The organism is Pelagimonas varians (assembly GCF_003208435.1).
Classification (GTDB): domain Bacteria; phylum Pseudomonadota; class Alphaproteobacteria; order Rhodobacterales; family Rhodobacteraceae; genus Pelagimonas; species Pelagimonas varians.
The window spans coordinates 219,111-237,629 of the sequence record NZ_QKMF01000001.1 but is presented as its reverse complement, the minus strand read 5'-3'; the positions used below and the strand labels follow the sequence as shown (position 1 = coordinate 237,629).

Sequence of the window (18,519 nt, the reverse complement as noted above, 5' to 3'; positions counted from 1 at the left end):
CTTTTCTCACCAGCGCTCAAGGCGCAACTTTCATCAGGCCAAGAAAGGCTTGAGCCAAAATGACCCCCGCGACTCCGTACACTGCCAACCACAACCGTTTTTCGAGACGTTCAATGAGCCCCTCGATGCGACTGAACTTGTCGTTCAACGCCTCGAATTGCAGCTTGCTAACCCGTTCATGGCTTTCCAGCCGCATGGAAGGGGCGCAGGCGAATGGCTCCTTTGTGCGCAACTCAGTCACCGCCCGCCTCCTCGTCTGCCAAGGCCGGCAGTCCCAGAATTTGACGTTTTTCAGCTGCGGTCAGGAATTCAGCTGTCGTCACGCGGTTCCATTGCGCATCACGCTCCGACGCCAGCGCAGGCACCTGATCCAGGTCCGGCTTCAGCGACACTTCTTCGCCGATGAACCCCGACAGCCAACGTCCAATCGACGCCGAAACCTTGGTCGCCAATGGCAAGACAGTCTGACGGTAGAACGCACGCTGCGCCTCTGCGTAATTGGCAAAGGTTGCCTCGCCGGGAACCCCCAACAACATCGGCGGCACCCCAAAGGCCGTGGCAATTTCACGTGCGGCGGCTTCCTTGGTTTTCAAAAACTCCATGTCGCTGGGGGAAAAGCCCATCGGCTTCCAATCCAACCCCCCCTCCAGCAACATTGGACGCCCCGCGTTGCGGGCCCCTTGGTGCATGCTTTCCATTTCATGGGTCAGACGGTCGAATTGCTCGGCACTCAGCTGCCCCTGGCCTTCTGCCCCTTTCCAAACAATGGCCCCCGACGGGCGGGCAGCATTGTCCAGCAACCCCTTGGTCCAACGGCTGGCACTGTTGTGCACATCCACGGCTTGGGCAGCCGCTTGCAGCGGTGACAATCCATAATGGTCGTCTTGGGGGTGAAAGTTCTTCACGTGGCAAATCTGCGAAATAGGACCGCTCACATCAAAACGGTGTTTGCGCCCGCCCACCGCGTATTCATAGGCTACGGGCCAACCATCCGCCCCCGGCACAACCCGCATCCGGTCCGATCGCAAAACATGCAGTTCAAAAGGCACCCCCTGTTCGCCGGAAACCGCTTCGATATAGCCATCACCAGACAACAGCATTTGCCCATAGAGCGCCTCAAACAACTCGGCGCGGCCCTGCGCCGGATTGGGACCGGCAATCAAATTCAGAACCGGATGCTCGCTATATCGCGTTTCAGAATCTTGCAAAATCAAGGGCAACGCGGCGGCCGCTTCTGCGATCAACTTCACCGCGCGAAAGCCAACCGGATTGCCAGCAAAGCCTTGCTTGGTCAAAGAGACCGTATCGCGCGGCGACCAAGCCACCCGGCCACCGCTCACCTGCGCAACAATGCGTCCGGTGGCAGATGCCTTGGCTTCCGGGGCGTCCGCGCTTGCAGCCTGCTGTGTTCGGGCCCGTCGCAGAAAATCGAATACCATGCCGTTCGCTCCTATTCCTTGGCGGATATGATGCGGGCAAATCTCTCCCCTGCGGGCAAAGCGTTTTGCCTTGCCCGCTGTGTCGAAACCACCTGTTTCACATCCTCTGGATACCTGTTTCGAAGGTCGCCCTTCGTCTTGAAAACCAACTTAGATTTCCAAAGTTAAAACCATCTCACCCCAGCGTACGCACTTGAGGCAACTGCCAACCGGCAGGTTGCAACATCAGCTCGGTCAAGGCCCAAACGGCTGCATCCACACGGTCGGGGCTGTTCGCACCTTCGAATCCGGCATGAGTCATCAGACACATCTGTGTCTCCAGATCCTCCAGCCCGCGACAGTGACGCACGCGACCTTGCTCGTACAGCGCCGCAATCGGTTCCGCCCGCGCAGACTTGCCGCGCGTTGCATGGACAGATTTGACCGATACCATCGGATCAACCTGCCGTAAAAGTTCGGTCACCATGGCCCCGCCCTGATTCACCTCAGCGACCACTCGGTCTGCTTCCCAGCGTTTGGCTGCATCCACAGTCGCTTGGGCCCATCCCAAGGGCGACAGGCCCTGAACCGTTGCATCCTCCAGCACATAGGCCCGCCAGTCTTGCGGCGGACCGTCTTGCACCACGCCCGCCACAACAATCCCGCATTCATCGCTGGTCTTGCCCTCGCCGGCTGGTGGATCAACCGCCACGACTATTCGCGTAAACTCCGGCAGCTTGCCCGCCCGTGCTGCATCAAACACCTCACGTGTCCACAAAGCGCCCTCGATTTCATCGAGCAACACCCCGTCCAGTTCCTGCAAGCCCAGTTTCGATCCCCCATAACGGGCGCGCACTTCGTCAAGGAATGTCTTCGCCAAATTGGCGGCGTTCGCCTCAGTGGCAGCCCGTGTGACCACGGTTGACGACAGTTCCAACAATTCCTTTAGAACACCCACGTTGCGCGGCGTCGTTGTGACACAAACCTGCGGATGATCGCCCAAGCGCAAACAAAATTGCAGCATGTCCCAAGTTTCACGTGCCTTTTTCCATTTGGCCAATTCATCAACCCACGCGCCGTCAAATTGCGGCCCGCGTAGCCCTTCGGCGTCATGCGCTGAAAACGCCATTGCCTCGGCTCCGTTCGGCCAGACCAAACAACGACGCGAAGCCACCCATTTGGGTCTTCTGTCCGGCGGCGAACAGGCCATTATCCCGCTGTCGCCGTAAATCATCACTTCGCGGACTTGATCAAAGGTTTCCCCAACCAGCGCCAGCCGCTTGCATTTACCTTTGCTCAGCGGCCGCGCCCCCTCCACCATTGATCGCACCCATTCTGACCCCGCGCGCGTTTTGCCTGCTCCGCGCCCGCCCAGAATGACCCAAGCCCGCCAATCTCCCTCGGGCGGCAGCTGATGCGCATGCGCCCAAAATTCAAATAGATAGGGGAGCGCCATGCGCCCCCCTACCGATAGTTCCCTCAAGAACTCATCTTTCACCGTCGCAGGGGCGGAGGCGAGCCAAACGGCACCCGATCTCATGTCGGGCCGCTTCAAGATCAAGTCCGTATTCTCCGGTGATCTCGCTTTCTTTTCGTCTGATCGCATCAATCTCACACTCCGTTTCTCGGGCTGCCTTCAGCCAATATTTCACATCGCCCAGCAATTTGCCGGACTCGCCTTTCCTATCGGGATCTCCATTCCTGATGCGTGCCCTCAACTCACGGATTTCCGTGGTTAGGTCATCCAGCTCCTGCGCAATTTCTTCGCGCTGTTCTTCGAGTCGCTGAACATCTTCTTTCGCCCGGATCAAAACCGGATCTTTTTCTGCTCTTTCCATGCTCGACACCTTTTTTGCCTGTAAGGTTGCCCCCTCCAGGGCGCAGGGCATGAAACCGGACCTTGGGAGGTTGATCCAAGGGCCGCTGTCATACCTCGTCCAGCATGTTTGGGAATGTACGGCGCGCCCGACGTTCGGTCAATCTGGGGCACGGTCGTAACATTCTGATACTGTTAATTAAAATTAACAATGTATTACTGAAAGCGTGTCTCCTCTTGCCACTCCTGCTCTTGCTCTGGCATCAGGGGCGCAACACAAAGGGGGAACCGGCATGGCAAAACTATCGACACGGATCACATCCATCACCGGTGGCGGCTCGGATGGCTGGGAAGTATTCAATCGCGCGCGCCAGATGATTGCCGCCGGAGAAACGGTCACCGAGCTGACGCAGGGCGAGCATGATATCCTAACCGATGACAGCATTTTGGACGCTATGCATCGATCCGCGCGTAGCGGCCAAACCGGCTATGCTCTTGTACCGGGCGTGCCTGCGCTACGCGACGCTGTTGCCGCCCGTGTTCAAGCCCGCACCGGCGTACCTACATCTGCCGACAATGTTCTGATCACCCCCGGAGGCCAATCCGCGCTGTTTGCCGCCCACATGGCCGCATGTTCACCCGGCGACACCGCGCTTTACATCGATCCATACTACGCCACCTATCCGGGGACTATTCGCGCGGCCTCTGCAAAACCTGTAGCAATTCAAACACGAGCGCGGGATGCGTTTCTCCCCGATCCCGAGGCAATAAACGCTGCGGCCCAAACCCACGCAGCCCGCAGTTTGCTAGTCAACTCGCCCAACAATCCAACCGGTTCGGTCTACCCCCGCGAAAGCATTGAGCAGATTGCGAAATCTTGCGTCGACAACGACATGTGGCTGATCTCGGACGAAGTCTATGACACCCAGATCTGGAAAGGCGCGCATCTCAGCCCCCGCGCCCTACCCGAAATGGCGGACCGCACATTCGTGGTCGGCTCCTTGTCCAAAAGCCATGCCATGACCGGATCACGGATCGGATGGATTATCGGTCCAAAGCCAGCCATCGACTGCATGATCGATCTCGCCACCTCAACCACCTATGGCGTACCGGGTTATATTCAGGACGCGGCGCTTTTTGCTTTGGCGCAAGGGGACGCACTCGAAGAACAAATCGCAACCCCCTTCCGCCGCCGCCGCACACTTGTTTTGGATGTTCTGTCGGAACAAAACACCGTCACTGCGATTCCATCCAATGGCGCGATGTACACAATGCTGGATATCCGCGCCACGGGGCTATCCGGTTTTGACTTTGCCCAAGCGCTTTTGACCGAACATAAAATCGCAGTCATGCCGGGCGAAAGCTTTGGCACCTCGGCCGCCGGTCACATCCGCGTCGCCCTTACCGTTGCTGATGACAAGCTGGCCGCATCCGTGCGCACCATATGCCAGTTTGCCGAACAACTTACACAAGGCCGCAGCAATGCCACATGATCCCGGTCCCGCCTTTCGTGCCCTGCATATTCCCGGTGATCCGTTCATCCTAGCCAACGCTTGGGACATCGGCTCTGCCAAAATGCTGGCCGCAATGGGCGCACCAGCAATTGCGACTTCGTCTGCGGCTCACGCCTTCACGCTTGGCCGCCCCGATATGGGCCATGTCACCCGCGACGAAGCGCTCAGCCATGCCGCCGACCTCGTCGCCGCAGTTTCTGTTCCGGTATCGGGTGATTTCGAAAACGGCTTTGGCGACGCGCCAGAAGACTGCGCCGAAACCGTTCGCCTTGCCTGCGAAGCCGGCCTTGCCGGCATCTCGATCGAAGACACCGCCCTGCCCGCCGCCACCCCCTACGCCGCTGATCTGGCTGCAGAGCGTATCAAAGCGGCCAGCGCCGCAGCCCGCGACCTGCCGCGCGATTTTGTTTTGGTGGCCCGCGCCGATGGTGTCATGAACGGCCAATACGATCTGGCCGAAGCCATCCGCCGCATTCAGGCCTATGAGGCCGCAGGTGCCGATTGCGTCTACATCCCTCTACCGCCCCAATTCAGTGATCTCGCAACAATCTGCGCCGCAACAGCGCTTCCGGTTAATGCGCTGGCAGCTGGCCCGTTTACAGCCCACAGCCGCCGCGATTTTGCCAAGGCCGGTGTGGCGCGTATCTCTCTCGGGTCGGCCCTTGCCCGTGTCACCCACCGTGCGATCCATGACGCCGCGCAACAAATGTTTGGCGAAGGCCGCTTTGACAGCCTCGGCAATGGTATCTCCGGCGACACCATCGACGCTCTGTTGACGAAATGACGCGATTAAAATGACAGGCACACCGATCACAACCATACGCAACCTTGGTCCATCGGTTGAAAAACAATGCCATGCAGCCGGTATTCTTGATGCCGAAACCCTGCGCGAATTGGGGGCTAACGAAGCCTATCGCAAGATGCTGCAATCGGGCACACATCCGCATTTCATTGGCTATTATGTGCTGCACATGGCCTTGCAAGGTCGCCCGTGGAACGATTGCAAAGGCGCTGAAAAGGACAGCCTGCGCAAACAATTCGACGATCTGAAATCCAGCACCAAAGCCGCCCCCCTGTCCCGGATCGAAGCCGAGCTGATTGCAATCGGCGTCCTTCCGCCCGGTTTTGACCGGACGCCCTAGCCAAGTCAGCACCGGCATAAAAAAAGGGGCCCACAAAGGCCCCTTTTTCAATTCATTGGATCGAACAGGCTTTAGCCAACCAGTTCAAGACCCGAGAAGAAGTAAGCGATTTCGATCGCGGCTGTGTCAGGTGCGTCCGACCCGTGAACCGAGTTTTCGCCAACAGATTCAGCGAATTCGGCGCGGATGGTGCCAGCAGCTGCGTCTGCAGGGTTGGTTGCGCCCATAACTTCGCGGTTTTTCGCGATTGCGCCTTCACCTTCCAGAACCTGACATACGATTGGCTCGGAGGCCATGAATTCGCACAGTTCGTCATAGAAAGGGCGCTCAGCGTGCACAGCGTAGAACACGCCGGCTTGGGCTTTGGTCAGGTGGATGCGCTTTTGTGCAACAATACGAAGGCCAGCGGCTTCGAACTTGGCGTTGATCGCGCCAGTCAGGTTGCGGCGAGTTGCGTCAGGTTTGATGATCGAGAAAGTGCGCTCAAGTGTCATGGGCTTGCTCCGTCAAAATGGGTCAAAATTCAGTTCGGGCAGAATGCCCGGTGATACCTATTGGGCGGGCGTTAGCATGGGCTGCAATTTTTGGGAAGCCCTCAAACCGACCTCGGTTGCAAACTCTTGCGGCTTCACGCCCAAAACCTGCCGTCGCGCTCTCAGCGCCAATTGACACTGACGGGTGCCTCTGGCACTGCCCGCACATGTTACGTATCCAAGATATCTCTTATTCCGTCGAAGGTCGCCCCCTGTTCGAAGGCGCGACCGCCACCATTCCCGCAGGTCACAAGGTGGGCCTTGTCGGTCCCAATGGTGCTGGGAAAACCACGCTGTTCCGCATTATCAAGCAGGAACTGGCGCTCGACAACGGCGACATTTCCTTGCCGCCGCGCGCCCGGATTGGCGGCATTGCCCAAGAGGTGCCCTCTTCGGATACCTCATTGATCGATACCGTGCTTGAGGCCGATACTGAGCGCGCCGAATTGATGCGCGAAGCCGAAACCGCAACCGACCCGACCCGCATTGCCGAAGTGCAAACGCGTCTTGCCGATATCGATGCCTGGAGCGCCGAAAGCCGCGCCTCGTCGATTCTCAAAGGTCTGGGGTTTGATGCCGAAGCCCAACTGCGCCCCTGCGCGGATTTCTCTGGCGGATGGCGGATGCGGGTGGCTTTGGCCGGTGTTCTGTTCGCCCAGCCTGATTTGCTTTTGCTCGACGAACCGACAAACTATCTGGATCTTGAAGGCGCTTTGTGGCTGGAAAGCTATCTGTCGAAATACCCGCACACCGTGATTGTCATCAGCCACGACCGCGGGCTATTGAACCGGGCGGTGAATTCGATCCTGCATCTCGAAGACAAACAGCTGACCTATTACGGCACGCCTTACGACGGCTTTGTCAAATTGCGCGCCGAAAAACGCGCCCAGGCCAGCGCCAGTGCGAAAAAACAAGAAACACGCCGCGCCCATTTACAAAGCTTTGTCGACCGCTTCCGCGCCAAGGCTTCCAAGGCCAAACAGGCGCAATCACGTCTGAAAATGATCGAAAAGATGGACATGATTTCGGCCCCCGAAGATGCGGCCAAGCGCGTGTTCAGCTTTCCACAGCCCGATCAACTGTCGCCCCCGATCATCGCGATCGAGAACGGCTCGACTGGCTATGGTGACACCACCATCTTGAAAAAGCTTGATCTGCGCATCGACCAAGATGACCGGATCGCCCTTCTGGGCCGCAACGGTCAGGGTAAATCGACCCTGTCGAAACTGCTTTCCGACCGCCTGCCCTTGCAAGCTGGCAAGATGAGCAAATCGTCCAAACTGCGCATCGGGTATTTTGCCCAGCATCAGGTAGACGAATTGCATCTGGACGAAACGCCGATCCAGCATTTGCAGCGCGAGCGCCCCGAAACAATGCCGCCCAAACTGCGGGCCTTGCTGGCCGGATTTGGTTTGATGGCGGCGCAGGCCGACACCGAAGTCGGCCGCTTGTCCGGTGGTCAAAAGGCGCGTTTGTCCTTACTACTGGCAACGCTTGACGCACCGCATTTGCTGATCCTCGATGAGCCAACAAACCACTTGGACATCGAGAGCCGCGAAGCGCTTGTCGAAGCTTTGACGGCCTATTCAGGTGCAGTGATCATCGTCAGCCACGATATGCACTTGCTGTCGATGGCAGCAGACCGGCTGTGGCTTGTGGGGGATGGCACGGTCAAACCCTATGAGGACGACCTCGAAGCATATCGCAACATGCTGTTGACGCCTGAAAAACCCGCGAAGTCAGCTAAACAAGCCAAAGCAGCTCCGAAACCCAAACGCGCCTCGCGCGATGATATTCTGGCGCTCAAATCCGATGTTCGCAAATGTGAAGAACGGGTGAACAAACTGGAAGACATGGCAACCAAACTATCCAAAAAACTGGCAGATCCTGAACTGTACGAAAGCAGCCGTGCGGGCGATCTGGCAGTTTGGAACCGCAAATACGCCGAAGTTCGCGGCGGTTTGGCCAAAGCGGAAACCATGTGGGAATTCGCACTGGAAAAGCTTGAGAAAGCGCAAGCCAGCTAAACTCTTGCCTATGGGGCCGCGACCCCATAGGCACGTCTTATGGATACGACATTTCTCATCACTGCATTTGTCACGCTCTTTGTGGTCATGGACCCTATCGGGCTGACCACAGTGTTTATTGCGCTGACCCATGGCACCAATGACGTGCACCGGCGCGCAGTGGCCTACCGATCTTGTATTGTAGCCGCTGGAGTATTGACGCTTTTTACCTTTTTCGGCGACGCTGTGCTGGGGTTTATCGGTATTTCGATGTCGGCCTTTCGAATTTCTGGCGGCATATTGCTGTTTTTGACAGCTCTGGAGATGTTGTTTGAACGCCGCACCAAGCGCCGTGAAGATCGCGCCGAAGAAGAAGATTTTCCAGACCCGTCGGTTTTTCCAATGGCGATTCCGATGCTGGCTGGCCCCGGATCCATCGCATCAATGATCTTGCTGGCGGATCAGGCTGGCGGCGCTTTTGCTTTGGGCGGCGTCTTGGCGGTGATGTTGCTGGTTCTCTTGATTGCTTTGGCGTTCTTTTTACAAGCTGGCCGGGTCGAAAAGGCATTGGGGCGCACAGGCATTATCGTCACAACCCGTTTGCTGGGAATGTTGCTTGCCGCTTTGGCTGTTCAATTGATTCTAGACGGGCTGCGCGATTTCGGAATTGGTCTGGCTTGATCTTGCAATGGGCTGCCACGGCAACCAACTATGATCCAGTAAGGAGTGCACCATGCAAGATTTCGAAATCGGCAACCTGATTTACATGAGTGTCTTGGCTGCGGTTTTGGTCAGCTGGTATGTGGTTCAAAACAAGGGAGGTCTAAGCAAAATGGTGCGCGATGCCTCTGCTTGGGTGTTTATCTTTGTTGGCACCTTGGCAGTGATCGGCCTTTGGGGCGACATCCGCCAATCTGTTATACCAGTGCAAACTGTGTTCACCGAAGATGGCCGGGTTGAACTGCCCCGCGCTGAGGATGGCCATTATTACGTTGATCTGACCGTCAACAACCGCAGCGTGCCATTCGTGGTTGATACCGGTGCAACATCGGTGGTTATCACACAATCAGACGCGGACAGGATCGGTCTTGATCCAGAAAATCTGGTGTTCTTTACTCAGGCCATGACCGCCAACGGCCCTGTCGACACGGCCCCAGTAACACTGGATACAGTCATCTTGGGACCATTCCAAGATCAAGCCGTGCCTGCCTATGTCAACGGAGGTGAGATGGACACATCTCTTTTGGGCATGACCTATCTGGATCGGTTTGACAGCATCCAGATCAAAGACGGTAAAATGATATTAGAGCGGTGACGTGGTTTGCCCGACCAATTGGGGGCCAGCCCCCAAACCCCCGGGATATTTAAGGACAGAAGAAACCCCTAGCTCTCGGCCTTCTTTTCCCAGCGGCCGGATTCATCGGACCAGTATTGTGCTTTGCATTTTGCCGCTGTGAGAGAGCGCCATTGGTTACGGGCGGTTTCAAGCGCCTCTTGGTCATGCCCGTCAAACAAGATGCAGACCCGTTCGAGTGCCTCCACTTCTTCGGGAGAGACACCTGCGCCATCCACGGTCATCAAGCAACCGGGGGAATTGGGAGATTGGGGGCCGCAGGTGAGCAAAACCGGCTGCAATGCATCATGCGGGCCGCCAATCAAACCGTGCGGCAAGAAGCTGTCTTCGCCGCCAAGCCAAAGCCGTTGATCCAGCCATTCCATCCGCCCTGTGTCAGAGCCGCGAACCGCCACCTTCCAGCCAGCCCCAAGGGCTTTGCCCAATAGGGTTGGCAAAGTTTCCTCAAGCGAGTGCTGTGTCAAGTGGTAGAAGAACGCGGCCCCCACTGGTTTAGTCCGCTTCGGTTTCGAAGGTGTCGCGCACCAATCGATCCAGCGCCATAACGCCCCAACCTGTTGCCCCCTTGGGAGCCAATGCGGTTTCTTTGGTGTCTTGGGCCACACCTGCGATGTCCAAATGGATCCATGGCAGATCGTCTTTGACAAACCGCTGCAAGAATTGCGCTGCGGTGATTGACCCTGCGGCGCGGCCACCGATATTCTTGATGTCTGCTTTGGCCGATTTCAGCAGATCATCATAGACCTGCGCCAGTGGCAATTGCCATGCGCCTTCGCCTTCTGCTTTGGCCGCTTTGAGGAAGTCATTGGCAAAGCCGGTATTGTTTGAAAACACACCGGCATTGTCATGACCAAGCGCAACAATCACCGCGCCGGTCAATGTCGCCAAATCAATCATCGCCCGCGGTTTTTCCGAAATCTGCGCGTGCCACATCACGTCTGCCAAGACCAAACGCCCTTCGGCATCGGTATTGAGAACTTCAATCGTGTCGCCCTTCATCGAGGTCACGATATCACCGGGTCGCTGCGCCGTGCTGGACGGCATGTTTTCCACCAGACCAACCAGCCCGACCACATTCGCCTTGGCTTTGCGCAGGGCCAGCGTTTTCATCACACCGGAAACCACGCCTGCACCGCCCATGTCCATGGTCATGTCTTCCATGCCGGGGGCCGGTTTCAGGCTGATACCGCCGGTGTCGAACACAACGCCCTTGCCGACCAAAGCCAAAGGTTCGCCCTCGCCGCCGTTCCAACGCATGATGACAACTTTGGAGGGCATCGCCGACCCCATGCCGACACCAAGCAGCGCGCCCATGCCCAGCTCGGTCAACTTGTCCTCTTCCAAAACTTCGACTTCAACACCCAGATCCTCAAGCGCAACCAACCGGTTGGCAAATTCTGTCGTTGTCAGAACGTTCGCAGGTTCTGAAACAAGATCGCGCGTGAAAACAACGCCTTCGGCAACCGCGCGGGTCGATGTTGCAGCGTCTTCCGCCTGTTCGTGGTCTTTGCACATAACCAGTGCCGCGCCCAAAGGCTCGACCTCAGCCGATTTTCGCACTGCAAAATCATAGCCGCGCAGCGCCAGCCCCATGGCAAACTCCGCTGGATGTTTGACGTTTTCGCACAGGACTGTCAGCGCCGATTTACCGGCTGACTTGGCCAGTTTTGCACCGGCCTTGCGGGCCTCAATCACCGAAGGGCGGCGTTCCAGCACAACAATATCAACAGCTTCGGCTTTCATGCCGGCGGGAAAGGCCAATGTGACCACATCGCCGGATTTTTTCTTGGCCCAAGAAGCGTCTTCGACAACCCGCGCAACGGCACCTTTGGTCAAGCGGTTCAAACGCCGTACGCCCGGGCTTAGCGTTCCCTCTTCGGGGATCAAAACCGCGACCCGACCTTCGGCCTCGGCCAGGGCATCCAGATCAACAGGGGCAAAAGAGAAAGCGCGCAGCTCGGTCATATAGGTGTTCCTTTGGCTAAACCTCGCTCAAGACCTAGCCTCGTGCGCCGCAATTGACCAGAGCCACCTTTCCCCCGATCAAAAGGTCCACTAGTGTACAAGGCGAAGTCACTTCCGGGGGGACACTTCGTTTGCAAAGATTCGACAGATATGTCCTGTCGCAACTTATGGTGTTGTTTGGCTTTTTCGCCCTAGTGCTGGTGTCAGTTTACTGGGTGAACAAGGCCGTTGTTTTGTTCGACTCCCTCATTGCGGACGGGCATTCGGCGGGTGTGTTCATGGAATTCACCGCACTGTCATTGCCATCCGTTGTTGCCTTGGTCTTGCCGATGTCGGCCTTTGCCGCGACCGTCTATGTGACCAACCGGATGTCAGGCGACAGTGAGCTGACCGTTGTACAATCCACCGGATATTCGCCTTGGCGGTTGGCGCGCCCCGTGTTTGCATTCGGGTTGGTTGTTGGATTGATGATGTCGATTTTGACCCATGTTTTAGTGCCAAAATCGATTGAACAACTGCGCCTGCGTGAACAAGAGATTGCCGGTTCCGTGACCGCCAGCCTACTGCGCGAAGGCACGTTTTTGCACCCCTCCAAGGGGATTACCTTTTACATCCGCGACATTGCCCCCGATGGCGAGCTGCATGATGTGTTCTTGTCAGACCGCCGCACAAAAGGCCGCGAAGTCACATATACCGCAGAACGCGCCTTTTTGGTCCGCGACGACGCCGGGCCGAAACTGGTCATGTTGGCGGGCATGGCTCAAACGTTGGACTTGATTGAAAACAAGCTGTCCACCACCAATTTCAACGATCTGACACATGACATTTCCGGTTTGATTTCCAAACCCGGTGTAAAACGGCGCAGGGTCAATCAAATTCCGACTGCGGAATTGCTGTTCCAGACGGCCGCCATTGCCGAGGAAACCAAAAAAACCGAAGGCGAAGTTCTCGAAGAGGCGCATACGCGCTTTCAAGCGCCATTGCTGTGTCTGATTGCGTCCTTGGTCGGGTTTTCAGCACTTATTTCCGGTGGGTTTTCACGCTTCGGAGTGACCAAGCAGATTATCGGTGCGATTTTTTTGCTGGTGGTGATCAAACTGGTGGAAAGCCTGATCACAGAACCTGCCCGCAGCGATCCTCGGCTTTGGCCTTTGGTCTATCTGCCCAGTCTGGTCGGGCTTGCCATGGTCTTGACCATGCTTTGGCGTGCAGCCGGCACCTATCGGCCCCGCCGCAGACCCAAGCAGGAGGCCCCTGCATGACCTTGCATTTCTACTTTGCCCGCCGGTTCCTGTGGCTGTTTTTATCCGTGTTTGCGATTTTTGCTATTTTCCAGCTTTTGCTGGATTTGATCGACGAAATGCGCCGTATGGAAGACGGTTTGAACTTCGGACAGGTCTTGCAACTCGTGGCGCTCAAACTGCCTGAGGGCCTGTATCAGATCCTGCCGCTGGTGATGATTTTATCAACTGTGGCGATGTTCCTCAGCATGGCGCGCTCCTCTGAATTGGTGGTTACACGGGCGGTCGGCAGATCTGGTCTGGTGGCCTTGGTCGGTCCGGTCTGTGTGGTTCTGATCATTGGCGGACTGGTGGTCGGAATGATGAACCCGATCGTTGCTGCCACGTCAAAACGCTACGTGGAACTGCGCGAAAGTCATCAGAACGACGGCTCTTCAGCGCTGTCAATCGGTCCCGAAGGGTTGTGGTTGCGTCAGGGTGGCCCAAAAGGTCAAGCCGTTATCAGGGCCAGCCGCGCCAATCCCGAAGCCACCGTTTTGTATGATGTCAGCATTGTCAGCTATGCCCCCGACGGCGGGCCCAGACAGCGGATTACCGCCAGCCGCGCCAGCCTGACGGATGGTGCGTGGCTTTTGGATCAAGCCAAGGCCTGGCCGTTGGCCGCCGGTCTGAACCCCGAGGCCGGGGCCAAGGCCCATGAAACCTTGAAATTGACCTCGACCCTCACCCGCGACAGCATCCGTGACCGGTTCGGCAAACCTTCTGCAATTGCGATCTGGGATTTGCCGAAATTTATCGCTGATCTGGAGCTGGCCGGGTTTTCTGCCCGCCGCCACACCGTCTGGTTCCATATGGAACTGGCGCAGCCGTTGTTCTTGGTGGCGATGGTCTTGATCGGGGCTGCCTTTACGATGCGCCCCGCCCGCTTGGGCCGCACCGGCCTGTCTGTGCTCACGGCTGTTTTGCTCGGCTTTAGCCTGTACTACATCCGCAACTTTGCCCAAATTTTCGGGGAAAGCGGTCAGTTGTCGCCAATAATAGCAGCTTGGGTGCCGCCTATTGCGTCCATTTTGCTGGCGCTTGGATTGTTACTGCATATGGAGGATGGATGATGCGCCATATCGTTCTGACTCTTGGCCTGTTGCTTGGGTCCACGGCCCCGCTCTTTGCGCAAGACAACAGTGATCCTGCACAACCGGCCCTTCTGGTCGCTGATTCCGTTTTTGTCGAAGACAGCGATCGCCTTGTGGCCACCGGTAATGTCGAGGCCTTGCATGACGGCATCCGCCTGAGCGCCACGCAAATCACCTATGACCGCAGCACCAATGAATTGCAGATCGAAGGACCCGTGCGCGTTGTCGATCAAAGCGGCACGATTTTAACCGCCGATTATGCGACCTTGGATCAAGAATTCCAAAACGGCCTGCTGACCGGTGCACGCATGGTTCTGGATCAACAATTGCAACTTGCCGCAGTCGAGGCACGCCGCGTTGGTGGCCGCTACACCCAGCTGAGCAAGGTTGCCGTCACGTCCTGCCAAGTCTGCGAACACAGTGCCACGCCGCTATGGCAAATCCGGGCCACACGGGTTGTTCACGACCAAGAAGAACGGCAGCTCTATTTTGACGAAGCGCAGTTGCGGGTTCTCGACATCCCGATCATGTATTTGCCCCACATGCGCCTTCCAGACCCGACGCTAAAACGGGCACGCGGTTTCATGGTGCCATCGCTTCACACGTCAACCTTGCTTGGGTCTGGTATCAGGGTTCCCTATTTTATCCCGTTTGGAGATCACAAAGATCTGTTGCTAACCCCCTATGTGTCCCCGAAAACCAAGACTTTGGAGTTTCGCTACCGTCAGGCCTTTGTCAAAGGGGACATCCAACTGACTGGCGCTTTGTCCAAAGATACGCTGGAAGAGGATCAACTGCGCGGTTACCTTTTTGCAGAAGGCGAGTACGAATTGCCGCGTGGCTTCAAACTCAGCTTTGACCTCAACGCCGTTTTGGACGCCTCTTACCTGAACGATTATAACATCTCGTCCCAAGACCGCCTGCTGAGCGAAATCAAAATCGACCGGGTTCGGGCGCTTGAATACACATGGATGGATCTGGCGCACCTCGAATCCTTGCGCGAACAAGAAGACAATGACACCCAGCCGGCAATTTCTATCAGCTTCGGCAGTGAGCGGCGGTTTTACCCTTCATCCATTGGCGGCGAATTGCGTCTGACCGGCGTTGCACATGCTCATTATCGCTATTCCTCGACCCCGACCGACGGCACGGATGACGACACCGATGTCGATGGCCGCGACGTTGCGCGGTTCAACGGCGAAGTCAGCTGGCGTGATCGCTGGACCCTCGCAGGCGGGCTGCGCGCAGGTGTTTCGACGCATCTGTGGCTGGATCATTATCGCACCGAACAAGACGACACTACGGATGATATCGTGTCGGCAGCGACCCCCGGCGTGGCGATTGATTTTCGCCTGCCCCTGCAGCGCACTTGGGCAGACGGTGGCCGCAGTTTGGTGGAACCGATTGTGCAATACGGCTGGGTTGGCGGCGAGCGCCCGAACAATCCCAACGACGAAAGCACCCGCGTTGAATTTGACGAAGGCAACCTGTTGGCCTTGTCGCGTTTTCCCGCCCAGGACCGCCGTGAACACGGACACCAAGTGGTGGCAGGCCTGCGTTGGTTGCACAAGGCCCCGACCGGCTGGACGGCTGCCATGACCTTGGGCAAATCCTGGCGCGATATCGAGGACACGGACTTTACGCGTTCGTCAGGCCTCAGCGGCCTTACGTCTGATTGGCTGGTTGCAGCCCGTTATACCCACCCCAGCGGTTTGTCGCTGAGTGCACGTGGTTTGTTGGACGAAGATGCCGAAGCAGCCAAAGCCGAAGCCAGTGCCACCTGGAGCAATAAAAAGCTCGACCTGACAGCCTCTTATCTGATGCTGGTCGCAGATCCAGACGAAGATCGCGACGATGCTCAGACCGAATGGACCTTTGAAACAACCTATCGAATGACCCCCTACTGGAGCTCAAACTACGAGGTCCGCTACGATCTTTCAGATGAGCGGCTTGACCGCCTTGGGCTTGGCCTGCAATACCAGAACGAATGCGTCCAGGTAGAGCTGGCGGCGACACGGAAATATGCGTCTGCCACCAATCTGGAACCGTCAACCGATTTCGACCTGACTGTCGCGCTGAAGGGATTCAGCACCGGCGGCAGCGCCAAGGAGTATCGACGCACATGCGCCCATTGACCCGTATCCTTTCCCCGTTGGCCCTTGTGGCGACGCTTGCATTCACCCCGGCTATGCTGCCTGCCCAAGGGCTGTTTTCACCGGCCATTTTGGTGAACGATCAGGCGATCACCGGGTATGAATTACAACAACGTGCCGAAATGCTGAAACTGATGCGCGCGCCCGGAAATCCACTTGATGGTGCCCGCGATCAGTTGATTGACGACCGCTTGCGTATCCAAGCAGCAAGAGACGCCGGCATTCGTCCGACGGACGAAGAAGTCCTTGATGGTATGGCTGAATTCGCCAGTCGCTCGAATATGTCCCGCGAAGATTTTGTCCAGGCCCTTGGTGCCGCCGGTGTTGAAGAACAAACCTTTCGTGATTTTGTCCGGTCCGGTCTCAGCTGGCGATTGTTGGTGCAGCAACGCTTTGCAGGCCGCTCTGGCGTGACCGAGACCGAAGTTGACCGGGCCTTGTCCAAAGGGGGCGGCAGCAATATCCGTGTCCTGATTTCGGAAATCATTATGCCTGTCCCGCCGGGCCAAGAAACCCAGCTGCAACAACGCGCCGAACGCATCGCCGAACTGACAAGTGTGTCTGCCTTTTCGGCCCAAGCCCGCCGGTATTCGGCCACCGCAACCCGTGGCAATGGCGGCCGCATGCCTTGGCGCGACCTGGCCGATTTGCCCCCGCAGCTGCAACCACTGCTCTTGGGACTGCGCCCCGGAGAGGTCACAGACCCGCTTCCTCTGGAAGGTGCGATCGCCCTGTTCCAACTGCGTGAAATCGAGGAAAGCGATTACACGCCGCCCGAAATTTCAGCCATTGAGTATGCGGCCTATTACATGCCGGGCGGACAATCCGATCAAACTATGGCGCGGGCACGCGTTTTGAAAAACACCGTTGACCGCTGCGATGACCTCTATGGTGTGGCAAAAGGCCAGCCTGCCGAAGTATTGCAGCGCGACACCCTGCCCCCGGCAGATATTCCCACGGATGTTGCCTATGAGCTGTCCAAACTGGACCCCGGTGAAGTGTCCACAGCCCTGACGCGGGCCAATGGCCAAACTCTAGTGTTCTTGATGCTTTGTGGCCGCACCAGCAAAATCGCCGAAGAAGTAGACCGGGAGCAAGTGATTATGGGGCTCCGCAATCAACGGGTTGGCTCATTGGCGGATGGCTATCTTGCGCAACTGCGTGCAGATGCCCGCATTATTGTAAAATGAGCTTTCCAAACGAGAAGGTCACCGCAGAGCTGGCCCTGGCGGTCAGCTGCGGTGATCCTGCTGGCATAGGGCCCGAACTGGCCGAAGCCGCTTGGGCACAATTGCGCGATACAGTTCCGTTCTTTTGGATTGGCGATCCCGCGCATTTGCCCGGCACGGTTCCGCATAGGGTTCTCGATGATCCGCGAGATGCGGTTGCGGCCGCCCCGCATGGCCTTCCGATCCTGCCCATGCCCTTTAATGGCCCGCGCACGCCCGGCACAGCGCAGCCTACACAGGCCCGCGGTGTCATTGCATCCATTGAAAGCGGCGTGGATCTGGTCATCAACGGGCTGGCCACCGGTCTGGTGACGCTGCCAATCCACAAACAAGCCTTGGCTGAAGGCGCAGGTTTTTCTTTTCCCGGCCACACCGAATTTCTGGCCCATTTGGCTGGCGCGGACGAAGTTGTCATGATGCTCGCCTCACCTGCGTTGCGGGTGGTTCCGGTGACCATTCACATCGCATTGGAGCAAGTCCCAGGCCAGCTCACGGCAGACCTGCTGGAACGCCGTATCAAAATCACCCACAAGGCGCTGGTCGATGACTTCGGTCTGGAACAACCACGCATCGCAGTGGCCGGTCTCAATCCGCATGCTGGTGAAGGTGGCCGTATGGGGCGCGAAGACATCACAGTCATTGCCCCCGTTCTGGACAAGCTGCGCCGCGAAGGCATGCAGATCACCGGCCCCCTGCCTGCCGATACCATGTTCCATGCCGCAGCCCGTGCCCGTTACGACGTCGCGATTTGCATGTATCACGATCAGGCACTGATCCCGATCAAGACGCTTGATTTCGACAAAGGTGTCAATGTCACTCTGGGCCTGCCGTTTGTCCGCACCTCGCCTGATCATGGCACGGCCTTCGACATTGCGGGCCAAGGCCTAGCCAACCCGTCTTCTACAATCGAGGCCCTGACAATGGCCCATTCCCTAGCGCAGTCGGCTCCCGCATGAGCGCCGCCCAAATTTCGCCCGCGAAATTTGCAAATTCCATCGATGGAATTTGGCCCGCG

Annotated in this window: 18 protein-coding genes; 11 read left to right on the top strand and 7 right to left on the bottom strand. The window is 57.4% G+C overall.

Annotated elements, in window-relative coordinates; translation table 11 throughout:
* Positions 1-16: 16 nt before the first annotated feature.
* The 4 genes from C8N36_RS01140 to C8N36_RS01125 all read right to left on the bottom strand — a co-directional run bounded on the left by C8N36_RS01140 (position 17) and on the right by C8N36_RS01125 (position 3,307).
* A complete protein-coding gene (locus C8N36_RS01140; protein WP_245910691.1) occupies positions 17-241 on the bottom strand; it encodes a GTA head formation protein, RCAP_rcc01685 family in 225 nt (74 codons plus the stop codon).
* Entirely contained in the window at positions 234-1,439 is a 1,206-nt protein-coding gene (locus C8N36_RS01135; protein ID WP_097802790.1) for a phage portal protein, read from the bottom strand. The genes C8N36_RS01140 and C8N36_RS01135 overlap by 8 nt, the downstream gene beginning before the upstream one ends.
* A 175-nt stretch (positions 1,440-1,614) precedes the next feature.
* Positions 1,615-2,958, bottom strand: a complete 1,344-nt coding sequence (locus C8N36_RS01130; protein WP_097802791.1) for a DNA-packaging protein — start codon at positions 2,956-2,958, stop codon at positions 1,615-1,617.
* A complete protein-coding gene (locus C8N36_RS01125) occupies positions 2,906-3,307 on the bottom strand; it encodes a hypothetical protein (protein WP_245910690.1) in 402 nt (133 codons plus the stop codon). The genes C8N36_RS01130 and C8N36_RS01125 overlap by 53 nt, the downstream gene beginning before the upstream one ends.
* A gap of 220 nt (positions 3,308-3,527) precedes the next feature.
* Here C8N36_RS01125 and C8N36_RS01120 point away from each other — a divergent pair, with 220 nt between their 5' ends.
* The 3 genes from C8N36_RS01120 to C8N36_RS01110 are packed head-to-tail and all read left to right on the top strand — an operon-like array spanning position 3,528 to position 5,890.
* A complete protein-coding gene (locus C8N36_RS01120; RefSeq protein ID WP_097802792.1) occupies positions 3,528-4,727 on the top strand; it encodes a pyridoxal phosphate-dependent aminotransferase in 1,200 nt (399 codons plus the stop codon).
* Positions 4,717-5,532: an isocitrate lyase/PEP mutase family protein gene (locus tag C8N36_RS01115; protein ID WP_097802793.1), complete on the top strand. Its 816-nt coding sequence runs from the start codon at positions 4,717-4,719 to the stop codon at positions 5,530-5,532. Before C8N36_RS01120 ends, C8N36_RS01115 begins: the two co-directional genes overlap by 11 nt.
* Before the next feature lie 10 nt (positions 5,533-5,542).
* Positions 5,543-5,890, top strand: a complete 348-nt coding sequence (locus tag C8N36_RS01110) for a TfoX/Sxy family protein (RefSeq protein ID WP_097802794.1) — start codon at positions 5,543-5,545, stop codon at positions 5,888-5,890.
* Between the two features lie 71 nt (positions 5,891-5,961).
* Here the strand turns inward: C8N36_RS01110 and ndk are convergent, their stop codons facing one another.
* Entirely contained in the window at positions 5,962-6,384 is a 423-nt protein-coding gene (gene ndk, locus C8N36_RS01105; protein ID WP_097802795.1) for a nucleoside-diphosphate kinase, read from the bottom strand.
* Positions 6,385-6,590: 206 nt separating this feature from the next.
* Here ndk and C8N36_RS01100 point away from each other — a divergent pair, with 206 nt between their 5' ends.
* Genes C8N36_RS01100 through C8N36_RS01090 form a run of 3 tightly spaced genes read left to right on the top strand, consistent with a single transcriptional unit; the run spans position 6,591 to position 9,744 of the window.
* Positions 6,591-8,450 carry an ABC-F family ATP-binding cassette domain-containing protein gene (locus C8N36_RS01100; RefSeq protein ID WP_097802796.1) on the top strand — a complete coding sequence of 620 codons (1,860 nt, stop codon included), beginning with the start codon at positions 6,591-6,593 and terminating at the stop codon, positions 8,448-8,450.
* Positions 8,451-8,489: 39 nt separating this feature from the next.
* Complete coding sequence (locus C8N36_RS01095; protein ID WP_097802797.1) at positions 8,490-9,110, top strand: MarC family protein; 621 nt, start codon at positions 8,490-8,492, stop codon at positions 9,108-9,110.
* Between the two features lie 52 nt (positions 9,111-9,162).
* Positions 9,163-9,744, top strand: coding sequence for a retropepsin-like aspartic protease family protein (locus tag C8N36_RS01090; RefSeq protein WP_097802798.1), 582 nt, complete (start codon positions 9,163-9,165; stop codon positions 9,742-9,744).
* 68 nt (positions 9,745-9,812) lie between these two features.
* Here C8N36_RS01090 and C8N36_RS01085 read toward each other — a convergent pair whose 3' ends face one another.
* Both C8N36_RS01085 and C8N36_RS01080 read right to left on the bottom strand, forming a co-directional pair.
* On the bottom strand, positions 9,813-10,271 hold the full coding sequence (locus C8N36_RS01085; protein WP_097802799.1) for a DNA polymerase III subunit chi: 459 nt from the start codon (positions 10,269-10,271) through the stop codon (positions 9,813-9,815).
* 4 nt (positions 10,272-10,275) lie between these two features.
* A complete protein-coding gene (locus tag C8N36_RS01080) occupies positions 10,276-11,748 on the bottom strand; it encodes a leucyl aminopeptidase (RefSeq protein WP_097802800.1) in 1,473 nt (490 codons plus the stop codon).
* Between the two features lie 131 nt (positions 11,749-11,879).
* Between C8N36_RS01080 and lptF the strand changes: the two genes are divergently transcribed.
* From lptF to pdxA, 5 genes are read left to right on the top strand one after another with little or no spacing between them, the layout of a single operon-like run.
* A complete protein-coding gene (lptF, locus tag C8N36_RS01075; RefSeq protein WP_097802801.1) occupies positions 11,880-13,010 on the top strand; it encodes an LPS export ABC transporter permease LptF in 1,131 nt (376 codons plus the stop codon).
* A complete protein-coding gene (lptG, locus tag C8N36_RS01070; RefSeq protein ID WP_097802802.1) occupies positions 13,007-14,101 on the top strand; it encodes an LPS export ABC transporter permease LptG in 1,095 nt (364 codons plus the stop codon). Before lptF ends, lptG begins: the two co-directional genes overlap by 4 nt.
* On the top strand, positions 14,098-16,257 hold the full coding sequence (locus C8N36_RS01065; protein ID WP_245910689.1) for an LPS-assembly protein LptD: 2,160 nt from the start codon (positions 14,098-14,100) through the stop codon (positions 16,255-16,257). The genes lptG and C8N36_RS01065 overlap by 4 nt, the downstream gene beginning before the upstream one ends.
* Positions 16,245-17,465 (top strand): peptidylprolyl isomerase, encoded by a 1,221-nt coding sequence (locus C8N36_RS01060; protein WP_097802803.1) that lies wholly within the window; start codon positions 16,245-16,247, stop codon positions 17,463-17,465. The genes C8N36_RS01065 and C8N36_RS01060 overlap by 13 nt, the downstream gene beginning before the upstream one ends.
* Positions 17,462-18,460, top strand: a complete 999-nt coding sequence (gene pdxA / locus C8N36_RS01055; RefSeq protein WP_097802804.1) for a 4-hydroxythreonine-4-phosphate dehydrogenase PdxA — start codon at positions 17,462-17,464, stop codon at positions 18,458-18,460. The genes C8N36_RS01060 and pdxA overlap by 4 nt, the downstream gene beginning before the upstream one ends.
* Positions 18,461-18,519 lie beyond the last annotated feature (59 nt).